Genomic DNA, 13,672 nt, shown 5'->3' with positions numbered 1-13,672 from the left:
GGCCACGATAGGCCGCTCATGGCCGGGCGATCCAGTCTCGGGCGAAGTCGAGGAACATGTCGTTCTCGTCGGGGGAGGCGACGGTGACCCGCACGCCGTCCTCGCCGTACGGGCGCACGATGATGCGGGCGTCGGCGGCATCGGCGGCGAACTGCTGCGCGCGGCCCACCAGCGGCAGCCACACGAAGTTGGCCTGCGAGGGCGGCAGGTCGTATCCGGCCTCGCGTAGGGCCGCCGAGACGCGGGTCCGTTCGGCGACAACGGCGTCGGTGCGTTCGAGCAGTTCGTCGGCGGCGTCGAGGCAGGCGATCGCGGCCGCCTGCGACACAGTGGTCGCAGTGAACGGGACATAGACCTTGGACAGCGCGGTCACGATGTCGGGGTCGGCGACGGCGTACCCGATGCGCAGCCCCGCCAGTCCGTAGGCCTTCGAGAAAGTGCGCAGCACAACGACATTCGAATGCGCCCGGACCAGCCCGAAGCTGTCCGGGACGAGGTCCCCGCGAACGTACTCGATGTAGGCCTCGTCGAGCACCACCAGGATGTGCGGCGGCACCGCGGCGACGAACCGGGCCAGCGCATCGGGGTCGACGACGGTGCTGCTCGGGTTGTTCGGGTTGCACACGAAGATCAGCCGGGTGCGGTCGGTGATCGCGGCGAGCATCGCGTCGAGGTCGAAGGTGTGGTCGGTCAGCGGGACCTGCACCGGGGTGGCGCCGGCGGTGCGGACCTGCAGCGGGTAGATCTCGAAGCTGCGCCAGCCGAACAGCACCTCGTCGCCGACGGTGGCGGTGATCTGGATCAGCTGCTGGCACAGGCTGACCGATCCGCACCCGACCGAGATGTTCTCCGGGGCGAAAGCCCCGCTGTCTATGTGCTTCGCCAACTGCTCCCTGAGCTCGACGTAGCCGTTGTCGGGATAACGGTTGATCCCGCCCACCGCGTCGGCGATCGCGGCCCGCACGCTGGGCAGCGGTCCGTGGACGGTTTCGTTGCTTGCGATCTTGATGGCGCCGGGCACCGTTCTGCCGGGGGTGTAGGCGGGGATATCGGCGAGTTCGGGGCGCAGACGGGCGGACACCTGAGACAGTTTATGGCCCGCCCGGAGCTGCTTTGCTTCCCGCGGTGACGCCTGTGTACTCTGTCGCAGCGGCGGTAAACGTCGGGAGGCGTGCCAGAGCGGCCGAATGGGACTCACTGCTAATGAGTTGTCCGCCTTAAAGCGGACCGGAGGTTCAAATCCTCTCGCCTCCGCGTGTAGGACCACCGGCTTGCCGGCACACAACTGAACATGCACGACCCGGGCGCCCGTAGCTCAACGGATAGAGCATCTGACTACGGATCAGAAGGTTAGGGGTTCGAATCCCTTCGGGCGCACTTTTTGGTCGCGGCGTTTTTGCGACTTTCGGCCCTAGCGGGCGGTGTCGTCGTCCGGCTTGACTGCCGAAATGACCACGGAATCGTCCGTTGACAAGATGCCGGCTCTCACGCCCAGACGGCCGTTCCCGGCGCGGGTGGGTCCCAAGGGCAATCTGATCTACAAGCTGATCACCACGACCGATCACAAGCTGATCGGCGTCATGTACGTCGTCGCATGCTTCGTGTTCTTCATGCTCGGCGGACTGATGGCACTGTTCATCCGAACGGAGCTGGCGTTCCCTGGCCTGCAGTTCCTGTCCAACGAGCAGTACAACCAGCTGTTCACCATGCACGGGACCGCGATGCTGCTGTTCTATGCCACCCCGATCGTGTTCGGGTTCGCGAACCTGGTGCTGCCCTTGCAGATCGGCGCACCGGATGTCGCGTTCCCGCGCCTCAACGCGCTGTCGTTCTGGTTGTTCCTCTTCGGTGCGTTGATCGCGCTGGCAGGCTTCATCACCCCGGGTGGTGCCGCCGACTTCGGCTGGACCGCCTACTCGCCGCTGTCCGATGCGATCCACTCGCCGGGGGTCGGCGTGGACCTGTGGATCTTCGGTCTCGGGGTGGGCGGTCTCGGCACGATTCTCGGCGCGGTGAACATGGTCACGACGGTGGTGTGCATGCGCGCACCGGGCATGACGATGTTCCGGATGCCGATCTTCACCTGGAACATCCTGGTGACCTCGATCCTGGTGCTGCTGATCTTTCCGCTGCTGACCGCTGCGTTGTTCGGGCTGGCCGCCGACCGGCATCTCGGTGCGCACGTCTACGACCCAGCCAACGGCGGCGTCATCCTGTGGCAGCACCTGTTCTGGTACTTCGGGCATCCCGAGGTCTACGTGATCGCGCTGCCGTTCTTCGGCATCATCAGCGAGGTCATTCCGGTCTTCTCCCGAAAGCCGATCTTCGGCTACACCACGCTGGTGTATGCCACCTTCAGTATCGCGGCGCTGTCGATGGCGGTGTGGGCGCACCACATGTTCGCCACCGGCGCCGTTCTCCTTCCCTTCTTCAGTTTCATGACGTTCCTGATCGCCGTGCCGACCGGCATCAAGTTCTTCAACTGGATAGGCACGATGTGGAAGGGCCAGTTGACGTTCGAGACGCCGATGCTGTTCTCCGTGGGCTTCATCCTGACCTTCCTGTTGGGTGGCCTGTCCGGCGTGTTGCTGGCCAGCCCGCCGTTGGACTTCCACGTGACCGACAGCTATTTCGTGGTGGCGCACTTTCACTATGTGTTGTTCGGGACCATCGTGTTCGCGACCTACGCCGGGGTCTACTTCTGGTTCCCGAAGATGACCGGACGCCTGCTCGACGAGCGCCTGGGCAAGCTGCACTTCTGGCTGACGTTCATCGGCTTCCATCTCACGTTCCTGGTCCAGCACTGGCTCGGTGACGAGGGCATGCCCCGGCGCTACGCCGACTACCTGCCAACGGACGGATTCACGACGCTCAACGGAATCTCGACGATCGGTGCCTTCATGTTGGGCGCGTCGATGCTTCCGTTCGTGTGGAACGTGTTCAAGAGCTGGCGTTACGGCGAGGTCGTCACGGTCGACGATCCGTGGGGCTACGGCAACTCCCTGGAGTGGGCCACCAGCTGCCCCCCGCCGCGGCACAACTTCACCGAGCTGCCCCGGATCCGTTCGGAGCGTCCGGCGTTCGAGCTGCACTACCCGCACATGCGGGAGCGCATGCGGGCCGAGGCACACGCGGGACGGTCGCACGGACCCGACGACGGCGACGTGACTCGTCTCGATGAGGAGAACGTCCGCACCTAATGGGATCTGATCAGCGAGCCTGCGATCGGTAATGGTCGGTCCGGGTGATGCTGATTGCTGAGCCGCCGGCTCGGTGAGCACTGCTTCGCCTTGGAGAATCGTTCGACTCCTAAGCCTAGATCGTGCCCCGACTGGTTGGTGAGGTCACCTTTAGCGCTGATGGGGTGTCGTGCTCCGAGCACTGATCCATTAGGTTGCCGCCGGGTGTCCTTGGGCTCGTAAAAGGTTCCATGACATCGCGTAGGGAGGCGAGTTGACGCTATTTATTGGAGACGACTGGGCTGAAGACCACCACGACATTCATCTGATGGACGCCGAGGGAACCAGGCTGGCATCGCGTCGCTTACCAGAAGGGCTGGCTGGCATTCGCGGGTTCCACGAACTGGTGGCTGCCCACGCCCAGGATCCCACCGAGGTGGTAATCGGCATCGAAACCGACCGCGGCCTGTGGGTCGAAGCACTCGCCGCGGCCGGCTACGAAGTGTTCGCGGTCAATCCGCTCGCCGTGGCCCGCTACCGCGACCGCCACCAGGTATCGGGTGCGAAGTCTGATGCTGCTGACGCCAAACTCTTGGCTGATCTGGTGCGCACCGACCGGCACAATCACCGCCCGATCGCCGGGGACACCCCGGAGGTGGAGGCGATCAAAGTCCTGGCACGGGCGCATCAAAACCTGATCTGGAGCCGCAACCGCAACACCAACGCGCTGCGCAGCGCGCTGCGCGAGTACTACCCCGCTGCGTTGGAGGCCTTCGCCTCGCTGTCCGACCGCGACGCCCTGGCGATCCTGGGCCGCGCTCCCACCCCGACCGACGCCGCACGGCTGAGTGTCTCAAAGATCCGATCAGCGCTCAAAGCTGCTGGGCGACAACGCAACCTCGACGCCAAGGCACTCGAGATCCAAACCGCATTGCGCAGCGACCAGCTCGCCGCCGCGCCCGCGGTCACCGCCGCGTTCGGGGCCACCACCCGCGCCGCGGTCGCCATCATCACCGAGTTGAACCACCACATCGCCGACCTCGAAGCCGAATTGGCGGCACATTTTGAGACACACCCGGACGCCGACATCTACCTCTCCCTGCCAGGACTCGGTGTCATCCTCGGCGCCCGGGTGCTCGGTGAGTTCGGGGACGACCCCAACCGCTACACCACCGCCAAGTCTCGCAAGAACTACGCCGGAACCTCCCCATTGACCATCGCGTCGGGCAAGAAACGCGCCGTACTGGCCCGCCACGTCCGCAACCGCCGCCTCTACGACGCGATCGACCAATGGGCCTTCTGCGCCCTGACCAACAGTCCCGGCGCACGCACCTTTTACGACCAACACCGCGCCGCCGGCGACCTGCACCACCAAGCACTACGCGCCCTGGGCAACCGCCTCGTCGGCATCCTGCACGGCTGCCTCCGCCACCACACGCCCTACAGCGAACACAAAGCCTGGGCCCACCGCCAAACCGACTCCCGAGCTGCTTGACAACCTACGGTCCTGGGATGTCTAGGCTGGGGTGTGTGCGCCTGCTGCTGATCGCCGACACGCACCTGCCCAAGCGTGCGAAGGACCTCCCCGCCGAGGTGTGGGACGCCGTCGACGACGCCGACCTGGTGATCCACGCCGGGGACTGGGTGGAGCCCGATCTCCTCGACCGGCTCGAGGCGCGCGCGAAACGGCTCGTCGCCTGCTGGGGCAACAACGACGGACCCGAACTGCGCCGCCGCCTGCCCGAGCGGGCCGACGTCGTCCTCGACGGTGTGAGGTTCACCGTCACCCACGAGACGGGCGCGTCCTCCGGTCGTGACGCGCGGATGGCCAAGGCCTACCCCGATACCGACGTGCTGGTGTTCGGCCACAGCCATATCCCGTGGGACACCATCGCCGCATCGGGGCTGCGGCTGCTCAATCCGGGCTCGCCGACCGACCGTCGCCGCCAGCCGCACTGCACCTACATGACGGCCACGGTGCAGGACGGGGAACTGCGCGACGTCGAACTGCACCGGCTGGGGGCTCCGGCTGGAGGCTAGGTCCGGGTGACCTTGTCGTGATGCGCCCCGGTCACGAACAGCGCCAGACGCGCCGGGGTGTCTCCGCCGTTGTGCCACCGATGACGGGTGCCGTTCTGCACGACGGTGTCTCCCGGATGCAGGGTCACCGTCGCGCCGTCGTCGAGTTCGAGCACCACGGTGCCCTCCAGCACGACCTCGAAATCGACGGTGTCGGTGGTGTGCATCCCGGGGTCCTCGGGTTCCATATAGCCGAGCAGCCCGGGGAGTTGGTCCTCGACCTCGGCTGTCGCGTTCTCGTCGAGGTTCTCGAGGTCTGCGGTCGCCGCCGATCCGCGGGGCGGAATGGTGAACATCGAAAACCGGAAACCCCCGATCGGCGGGAAGTACGTGTGCCACTGCGGCATCGACCCGTCGTCGGGGAAGCGGGGCGCTTCGTCGCCGCCCCACAGCATCGTGAACTCGTAGCCGCCCAGCAGAGCGGGTGTGCGGGGTGAGACTCTGTCGTCGGCGGCGAACACGGATTTTCCGGACGCATCGTGTCCGGTGACGACTCGGCGGATGACCATTCCGTCAGTCAAGCACCGGGACGGGATCCGACGTGGCAGTCTTCGCAAGATGGACAGCAAGCCGCCCGCGCCGACCATCGAGGCCGCCCACCGCGAGCATCTGGGGACTCTTCCGTTCGAGGACACGAGGGACTTCGCCGACGCCGACCGCGGTTTCATCGCCGCGCAGCAGCCGTGTGTGATCACCGCGGCCGACGGGCGCGTGGTGTGGGACAACGACGTCTACGCGTTCCTGACGGGGGAGGCTCCGCCGACGGTGCACCCGAGTCTGTGGCGGCAGTCGACGCTGGTGGCCAAACAGGGCCTCTACGAGGTCGTGCCCGGCATCTACCAGGTGCGCGGCTTCGACCTGTCGAACATCACGTTCGTCGAGGGTGACACGGGCATCATCGTGATCGACCCGCTGGTGTCCACCGAGGTCGCCGCCGCCGCGCTGGCGCTGTACCGGCAGCACCGCGGGGACCGCGAAGTCCGCGCGGTGATTTACACCCACAGCCACGTCGACCACTTCGGCGGTGTGCTCGGCGTGACGACGCAGGCCGACGTCGACGCGGGCAGGGTGGCGGTCTTCGCGCCGGAGGGTTTCACCGCACATGCGGTGCAGGAGAACGTCTATGCCGGCACCGCGATGACGCGCCGCGCCGCGTACATGTACGGCACCGTGCTGGAGCGCGGGCCGCAGGGCCAGGTCGGGTGCGGTCTCGGGCAGACCCCGTCGACGGGGGAGGTCGCGATCATCGTGCCGACCGTCGACATCTGTGAGACCGGCGAGGTGCACACGGTCGACGGCGTCGAGATCGAGTTCCAGATGGCGCCCGGCACCGAGGCGCCCGCCGAGATACACTTCTATTTCCCGCGTTTCCGCGCGCTGTGCATGGCCGAGAACGCCACCCACAACCTGCACAACCTGCTGACGCTGCGCGGTGCACTGGTACGCGACCCGCACGGCTGGGCCGGGTATCTGACCGAGGCGATCGATACGTTCGCCGACCGCGCCGACGTGGTGTTCGCGTCGCACCACTGGCCCACGTGGGGCAAAGAGCGCATCGTCGAATTCCTGTCCCTGCAAAGGGATCTGTACGCCTACCTGCACGACCAGACGCTGCGCCAGCTCAATCAGGGCTACACCGGGATCGAGATCGCCGAGACCTTCGTGATGCCGCCTGCGCTGGAGAACGCCTGGCATGCACGCGGTTACTACGGCTCGGTGAGCCACAACGTCAAGGCCGTCTACCAGCGCTACATGGGCTGGTTCGACGGGAACCCGGGCCGGCTGTGGCCGCATCCGCCCGAGGCCATCGGCCCCCGCTACGTCGCGGCAATGGGTGGGATCGACCGGGTGGTGGAGCTGGCTCAGGCCGCCGTCGATGACGGTGACTTTCGTTGGGCGGCAACGTTACTCGACCATGCCATCTTCACCGATGAGAACCACGCCGGCGCCCGCGCGCTGTATGCCGACACTCTCGAGCAGCTCGCCTACGGCGCCGAGACCGCGACGTGGCGGAACTTCTTCCTCGGCGGTGCGACCGAGCTGCGGGAAGGGAACTTCGGCACCCCGGTGCAGGCGGATTCGGCGGCGATGCTAAGTCAACTGTCGCCGGAGCAGATGTTCGACGTGTTGGCGATCAGCGTGAACGGGCCACGCGCATGGGATCTCGACCTGTCCCTCGACGTCACCTTCCTCGACACCGGCACCAACTACCGGCTGACGCTGCGCAACGGGGTGCTGGTCTACCGCAAGGTCGCCGCCGATGACGCCACGGCGCAGGCGACGCTGCGGCTGGCCTCGAAGCTGCGGCTGCTGACGCTGGCGGCGGGGGACAACTCGTCGCCGGGTCTGGAGATCGCCGGGGACGCCGAGGTTCTCACGTCCCTGGTGTCGGTGCTGGACAAGCCCGACCCGAACTTCAACATCGTCACCCCCTGATCCCGGCGAGCAGACGCAAACTCGGGCGTGTCGCCGGCGAGTCATGCGAGTTTGTGTCTGCTCGCGGGAGAACGGCGAGCTAGGTGCTGCCGCCGTCGGCCCGGACGATGGACCCCGTCGTGAAGCTCGACGCATCCGACATCAGAAACAGTGCGGCGCCGACGATCTCGGCCGGCTGCCCAGCCCGCTGCAGCGCGCTTCCGCGGAACGGGTTGTCGGTGCCCTCGAAGTTCCAGGCATTGCTGATGTCGGTCAGGAACGGGCCGGGCATCAGCGTGTTGACCCGTACCGACGGCCCGAACGCGAGCGCCAGGCCTTCGGTCATCGCGTTCAGCCCGGCCTTGGACGCCGCATACGGTATGAACGACGGGTGCGGGCGCAGTGAGCCGTGGGTGCTGACGTTGACGATGGAGCCGCCGCCGTCGGCGACCATCCGCTCGCCGATCAGGGCCGAGAGCCGGAAGGGCCCCTTGAGGTTCAGGTTCACCACCGCGTCGAACAGCTTCTCGGTGACGTCGGACTGCTTGTCGTACACGGGCGACATGCCGGCGTTGTTGACCAGGACGTCGACCTTGCCGAACCGCGCGTAGGCGGCGTCGACGAGTCCGTCGAGTTCGTCCCAGCGCCCGACATGGACCCCGTACGGCAAGGCGGCCCGGCCGGTCTGCGCGGTGATCTCCTCGGCCGTGGCCACGCACGCGTCGTACTTACGGCTGGCGATGATCACGTCGGCTCCGCAGTGCGCCGCCGCGACCGCCATCTCCCGGCCCAGCCCGCGGCTGCCGCCGGTGATCAGCACCACCCGGTCAGTCAGGTCGAACAGCCGATCAGCGAATCCCGTCACGGGCCATATGGTGTCACGGTGCAACTCCTTCTGGTCCGACATGCGTTACCGCTGCGGAGCGAACCCGGTCAGGGTTCGGATCCGAGCCTGTCACCCGAGGGTGTCGAACAGGCCAGACGCCTACCCGACGCGCTCGCCCGCTTCCCGATCACCCGGCTGGTGAGCAGCCCGCAGGTGCGGGCGATCGAGACCGGTCAACCCGTCGCCGACAAGCTCGGCCTGACCATCGAGGTCGACGACCGTCTCGCCGAATACGACCGGGACCTGCCGCACTACATCCCGATCGAGCAGATCGCGAAGGAGAACCCCGAGGAGCTGCAGCGCCTCGTCGACGGCCACCTTCCCAGCAGCGTCGACGAGACGCAGTTCCTGGCGCGCATCAGCGCCGGGATCAACGACCTCGTCGCCTCCGCCGACCGCGACGACACGGTGGCGGTGTTCAGCCACGGCGGCGTGATCAACGTGCTGCTGCACCAGATCCTCGGCACCGAACGGCTGCTGTCGTTCCACGTCGACTACGCGTCGGTGACGCGGCTGCTGTGGTCGGCCAGCCGCGAGCGCCTCGCGGTCGCCGGCGTCAACGGCACCGAACACGTATGGGACCTGCTTCCCAGGAACCACAGGTGGTAGGAAAGTCTGCGTGACTGAGCTCGAAGGCCTCGACCTTGCCGCCCTGGACCGACACCTGCGTGAGGTGGGGGTGCCCCGCAGCGGGGAGCTGCGCGCCGAGCTCATCGCCGGCGGTCGCTCGAACCTGACGTTCCTGGTCGGCGACGACGCGTCGGAGTGGGTGCTGCGCCGGCCGCCTCTGCACGGGCTGACCCCGTCAGCGCACGACATGGCGCGCGAATACAAGGTGGTGGCCGCACTGGCCGGTACCAAGGTGCCGGTGGCGCGGGCGGTCACGATGAGCAATGACGACTCCGTGCTGGGCGCCCCGTTCCAGATGGTGGAGCGCGTCGCCGGGCTGGTGGTGCGCCACACGCCGCAGCTCGCGGCGCTCGGCGACGAGACCGTCATCAGCAACGTCGTCGACTCGTTGATCCAGGTGCTCGCCGATCTGCACGAGGTGGACCCGGAGTCGGTGGGGCTCGGCGACTTCGGCAAGGCCAGCGGCTACCTGGAACGCCAGGTGCGCCGGTGGGGGTCCCAGTGGGACCTGGTCAAGCGCGACGACGATCCGTCGGATGCCGACGTCAGGAAGCTGCATCAGCGGCTCGCGGAGTCGGTCCCCGAGCAGTCCCGCGCGTCGATCGTGCACGGTGACTACCGCATCGACAACACGATCCTCGACGCCGACGATCCCACCAAGGTCGCGGCCGTCCTCGACTGGGAGATGTCGACGCTCGGGGATCCGCTCAGCGATACGGCGCTGATGTGCGTGTACCGGCTTCCGGCGTTCAACGAGGTGCACGACGACGCGGCGTGGGCGTGCGACCTGATGCCGCCGACCGACGACCTCGCGCAGCGGTATGCACTGGCCAGCGGCAAGCCGCTGGATCACTGGGACTTCTACATGGCGCTGGGCTACTTCAAGATCGCGATCATCGCCGCGGGCATCGCCTACCGGGCCCGGATGGGCGGCGGCGTCGCCGAGGGCACCGACGAGGTGGATCGGGCGGTGCGGCCGTTCGTCGCCGCCGGGCTGCACATCCTGTCCTGAGGTTGTAGGTTTCACCGCAGGTCACCGGCGGGTAGAGAGTCGCGTGCCTTCAGTACCCTTGCTCTCCCGATTCGGAAAGAAGCGCCCCGCCGTGGACCTGATGAAACGCGATGTCGGCGCCGAGCTCGACGTCGAGATCACCGACCCGACCACCCTGGAGTTCCAGATCGCGGTCGCACCCCAGCCCGGCGCCGAGGTGACGGAGTCGTTGTCGTTCGTGTTGGGCGGCAAGGAGATTCCGCTCAGCGAGATCACCGAGATCACTGGCGACCACGGCAACCGCATCCACAAGCTCGAGGCCCCGGTCGGCAACCTCAAGGTCAGCTATTCGGCGACCGTCATCGGCCAGGCCGACCCGGCCCCGGTCCGCGACCTCGACCTGTCGACGTATCTGCGGCCCAGCCGCTACGCCGAGGCCGACAAGTTCTTCGGTTTCGCCGGCACCGAGTTCGGCGACATCGCCGACTCGGCGACGATCCTGGAGAAGATCTCGTCCTGGGTGGGCGCGCGACTGAACTACGTTCCCGGCTCCAGCGATCCGATCGACGGCGCCGCCGACACGCTGCTGGCCGGCTCAGGGGTATGCCGCGACTACGCCCACCTGGTGGTCGCGTTGCTGCGCGCGGTGAACGTCCCGGCGCGGCTGGTGTCGGTGTACGCGCCCGGCTGCCAGCCGATGGACTTCCACGCCGTCGCGGAGGCCTTCGTGGACGGGCAGTGGCGGGTGGTCGACGCGACGCTGCTGGCACCGCGGCAGTCGCTGGTCCGGATCGCGACGGGGCGCGACGCCGCGGACACCGCCTGGCTCGACAACCACAAGGGCCAGATCACCGTGAACAACATGGAAGTGTTCGCCACGGTCGACGGCGATCTGCCGAGGGACTCGATCGATCAGCTCGTCTCGATCCGGTGAGCGCTACAGCCCGCCCTTGAGATTCTTCTTCGCCGCGCGCCGCAGTTGGAAGATGCGCACCGCGCCGACCGCGACCGTGAGCAGGCCTCCGGCCACCGCGGCGAAGAGGATCGCCACTCCCAGCGGCAGGCTCCAGTGCCAGCCGAGGAAGGCGAACTGGGCGGACTCGGTGTTCTGCGCGATGAAGATGAGCAGCACGATCAGGATCAGGAAGCCCGTGGCCAGTGACGCCCACATCGCGGCGGCCCTGGTGCGGTGCACCGCCGACTTCGGCGGGTGCGGCGGGTTGCCCGTCGGCGGCGTGCCGAGCGGGGGTGTCCCCATGGTCGGGGTGCCCGGCGCGTCGAACGCCGGCCGGTCGGGCGACGCGGACGGATCAGTGGTCATGGATCCATCTTTGCCCTTTCGTTCTTCGAATGAAACACCTGGCAGGTGTCGTATGGTCGGCCCAACCCTTGCTCGCGGTCCCGGCGAGACGGAAAGGACGTTCGGATGACGGTCACCCGACGAACCGGAGCCGCGTATGTCCCGGTTGTGCTGGCGCTCATCGCCGTTCTGCTGGCGGCGTGCGGAAGCTCCAACCCGCTCGGCGGTGGTGAGATCTCCGGCGACCTCAAGACCATCAAGGTGGGGTCGGCGGACTTCACCGAGTCGAAGATCATCGCCGAGATCTACGCGCAGGCGCTGGAGGCCAACGACTTCACCATCACCCGTCAGTTCGGCATCGGCAGCCGCGAGACCTACATTCCGGCCGTGCAGGATCATTCGATCGATCTGATCCCGGAGTACACCGGAAACCTGCTGCAGTACTTCGACGCCGACAGCACCGCGACGACCCCCGACGAGGTGCTGCTGGCCTTGTTCAAGGCGCTGCCCGGTGACCTGTCGATCCTGTACCCGTCGCCGGCCGAGGACAAGGACACCCTCGCGGTGACCGAGGAGACCGCCCAGCGCTGGAACCTGACGTCGATCGCCGATCTGGCGGCGCGCTCGCCGGAGGTGAAAGTCGGTGCGCCGTCGGAGTTTCAGACCCGTTACACCGGTCTGGTGGGGTTGAAGGAGAAGTACGGTCTGGACATCGCGCCCGCCAACTTCGTCGCGATCAGCGACGGCGGCGGCCCGGCGACCGTGCAGGCGCTGTCGAGCGGAGCGATCACCGCCGCCAACATCTTCAGCACCTCCCCGGCCATCGAGCAGAGCAGGCTCGTGGTGCTCGACGATCCGGAGAGCGTGTTCCTGGCCGCCAACGTCGTTCCGCTGGTGGCGTCGCAGAAGATGTCGGCCGAACTCAAGACGGTGCTCGACGCCGTCAGCGCGAAACTGACCACCGAGGCGCTGATCGAACTGAACACGTCGGTGGAGGGAAACCAGGGCATCGATCCCGATGAGGCGGCCCAGAAGTGGATCGCGGACAACGGCTTCGACCGGCCGATCGGGGGATAGATGATCACCTTCGAGAACGTCACCAAGAGGTATCCGGACGGCACGGTCGCCGTCGACGATCTGACGCTGGAGGTTCCGGAGGGAACCCTGACGGTGTTCGTCGGACCGTCGGGCTGTGGCAAGACCACCTCGATGCGGATGATCAACCGGATGATCGAGCCGACGTCGGGAACGCTGACGGTCGACGGCAAGGACGTCACCAAGGTCGACCCGGTGAAACTGCGCCTCGGCATCGGCTATGTGATCCAGAGCGCGGGCCTGATGCCGCATCTGCGGGTCATCGACAACGTGGCCACCGTGCCGGTGCTGCAGGGCGAATCACGGCGCAGCGCAAGGAAATCCGCGCTGAGGGTGATGGAGCGGGTGGGCTTGGACCCGAAGCTGGCCGACCGTTACCCGGCGCAGCTCTCCGGCGGGCAGCAACAGCGGGTCGGGGTGGCCCGCGCGCTGGCGGCGGACCCTCCGATCCTGCTGATGGACGAGCCTTTCAGCGCGGTCGACCCGGTGGTCCGCGACGATCTGCAGGTCGAGATCGTGCGCCTGCAAAGCGAATTGCGCAAGACGATCGTGTTCGTCACCCATGACATCGACGAGGCGATCAAGCTGGGCGACAGGGTCGCGGTGTTCGGCCGCGGCGGCGTGCTGGAGCAGTACGACGCACCGGCGCGTCTGCTGTCCAACCCGGCCAACGACTCCGTCGCCGGGTTCGTCGGCGCCGACCGCGGATATCGCGGGCTGCAGTTCTTCCATGCAACCGGGCTGCCGCTGCACGACATCCGCCACGTCGGTGAGCCCGAGATCGACGCGCTGACACTGGGTTCCGGCGACTGGGTGCTGGTGACCAGACCCGACGGCACCCCGTACGCGTGGATCGACGCCGAGGGCGTGGACCTGCACCGCAAGGGCGCCTCGCTGTACGACAGCACGATCGCCGGTGGTTCGCTGTTCCGCCCGGACGGAACGCTGCGGCTGGCTCTGGATGCGGCACTGTCCTCGCCGTCCGGTCTCGGGGTCGCGGTCGACGCCGAGGGTCAAGTGGTCGGTGGGGTGAAGGCCGACGATGTGCTCGCCGCGCTCGACACGCAGCGCAGAGCCCGGCACGAGGGGTAGCGGCG

General features: G+C 67.1%; 13 protein-coding genes and 2 tRNA genes. 11 read left to right on the top strand and 4 right to left on the bottom strand.

Features of this window, described 5'->3' with window-relative positions; genetic code table 11:
* Nucleotides 1–16 precede the first annotated feature (16 nt).
* Nucleotides 17–1,081, bottom strand: a complete 1,065-nt coding sequence (locus tag DYE23_RS26490) for a pyridoxal phosphate-dependent aminotransferase (RefSeq protein WP_013473031.1) — start codon at nt 1,079–1,081, stop codon at nt 17–19.
* Nucleotides 1,082–1,165: 84 nt separating this feature from the next.
* Between DYE23_RS26490 and DYE23_RS26485 the strand changes: the two genes are divergently transcribed.
* From DYE23_RS26485 to DYE23_RS26465, 5 genes are all read left to right on the top strand, one after another.
* Nucleotides 1,166–1,254 (top strand) — tRNA-Ser (locus DYE23_RS26485).
* 50 nt (nt 1,255–1,304) lie between these two features.
* A tRNA-Arg gene (locus tag DYE23_RS26480) sits at nt 1,305–1,377 on the top strand.
* Nucleotides 1,378–1,448: 71 nt separating this feature from the next.
* Complete coding sequence (gene ctaD, locus DYE23_RS26475; protein ID WP_172527846.1) at nt 1,449–3,200, top strand: aa3-type cytochrome oxidase subunit I; 1,752 nt, start codon at nt 1,449–1,451, stop codon at nt 3,198–3,200.
* 253 nt (nt 3,201–3,453) lie between these two features.
* Complete coding sequence (locus DYE23_RS26470; RefSeq protein ID WP_011892095.1) at nt 3,454–4,674, top strand: IS110 family RNA-guided transposase; 1,221 nt, start codon at nt 3,454–3,456, stop codon at nt 4,672–4,674.
* A gap of 35 nt (nt 4,675–4,709) precedes the next feature.
* Entirely contained in the window at nt 4,710–5,219 is a 510-nt protein-coding gene (locus tag DYE23_RS26465; RefSeq protein ID WP_041788226.1) for a metallophosphoesterase family protein, read from the top strand.
* On the opposite strand, the gene DYE23_RS26460 is transcribed toward DYE23_RS26465, so the two are convergent.
* Nucleotides 5,216–5,767, bottom strand: a complete 552-nt coding sequence (locus DYE23_RS26460) for a cupin domain-containing protein (protein WP_011892098.1) — start codon at nt 5,765–5,767, stop codon at nt 5,216–5,218. The two genes, DYE23_RS26465 and DYE23_RS26460, sit on opposite strands and share 4 nt — an antisense overlap.
* Before the next feature lie 49 nt (nt 5,768–5,816).
* Here DYE23_RS26460 and DYE23_RS26455 point away from each other — a divergent pair, with 49 nt between their 5' ends.
* Entirely contained in the window at nt 5,817–7,694 is a 1,878-nt protein-coding gene (locus DYE23_RS26455; RefSeq protein ID WP_115328592.1) for an alkyl/aryl-sulfatase, read from the top strand.
* Nucleotides 7,695–7,773: 79 nt separating this feature from the next.
* On the opposite strand, the gene DYE23_RS26450 is transcribed toward DYE23_RS26455, so the two are convergent.
* Nucleotides 7,774–8,580 (bottom strand): SDR family NAD(P)-dependent oxidoreductase, encoded by an 807-nt coding sequence (locus tag DYE23_RS26450; protein ID WP_172527845.1) that lies wholly within the window; start codon nt 8,578–8,580, stop codon nt 7,774–7,776.
* Between DYE23_RS26450 and DYE23_RS26445 the strand changes: the two genes are divergently transcribed.
* The 3 genes from DYE23_RS26445 to DYE23_RS26435 all read left to right on the top strand — a co-directional run bounded on the left by DYE23_RS26445 (nt 8,557) and on the right by DYE23_RS26435 (nt 11,114).
* Nucleotides 8,557–9,168 carry a histidine phosphatase family protein gene (locus tag DYE23_RS26445; RefSeq protein WP_115328590.1) on the top strand — a complete coding sequence of 204 codons (612 nt, stop codon included), beginning with the start codon at nt 8,557–8,559 and terminating at the stop codon, nt 9,166–9,168. The two genes, DYE23_RS26450 and DYE23_RS26445, sit on opposite strands and share 24 nt — an antisense overlap.
* A 10-nt stretch (nt 9,169–9,178) precedes the next feature.
* A complete protein-coding gene (locus tag DYE23_RS26440; RefSeq protein WP_115328589.1) occupies nt 9,179–10,201 on the top strand; it encodes a phosphotransferase family protein in 1,023 nt (340 codons plus the stop codon).
* 100 nt (nt 10,202–10,301) lie between these two features.
* On the top strand, nt 10,302–11,114 hold the full coding sequence (locus DYE23_RS26435) for a transglutaminase-like domain-containing protein (protein WP_115329114.1): 813 nt from the start codon (nt 10,302–10,304) through the stop codon (nt 11,112–11,114).
* Between the two features lie 3 nt (nt 11,115–11,117).
* Here DYE23_RS26435 and DYE23_RS26430 read toward each other — a convergent pair whose 3' ends face one another.
* Nucleotides 11,118–11,501 (bottom strand): LapA family protein, encoded by a 384-nt coding sequence (locus tag DYE23_RS26430; protein ID WP_011892104.1) that lies wholly within the window; start codon nt 11,499–11,501, stop codon nt 11,118–11,120.
* A gap of 105 nt (nt 11,502–11,606) precedes the next feature.
* Between DYE23_RS26430 and DYE23_RS26425 the strand changes: the two genes are divergently transcribed.
* Nucleotides 11,607–12,557, top strand: coding sequence for an ABC transporter substrate-binding protein (locus tag DYE23_RS26425; RefSeq protein WP_115328588.1), 951 nt, complete (start codon nt 11,607–11,609; stop codon nt 12,555–12,557).
* On the top strand, nt 12,558–13,667 hold the full coding sequence (locus tag DYE23_RS26420; protein ID WP_115328587.1) for an ABC transporter ATP-binding protein: 1,110 nt from the start codon (nt 12,558–12,560) through the stop codon (nt 13,665–13,667). It begins immediately after the preceding gene.
* Nucleotides 13,668–13,672: the final 5 nt, after the last annotated feature.

The sequence above is a fragment of the Mycolicibacterium gilvum genome, from assembly GCF_900454025.1.
Classification (GTDB): domain Bacteria; phylum Actinomycetota; class Actinomycetes; order Mycobacteriales; family Mycobacteriaceae; genus Mycobacterium; species Mycobacterium gilvum.
This window is presented reverse-complemented; position numbering and strand designations above follow the sequence as displayed.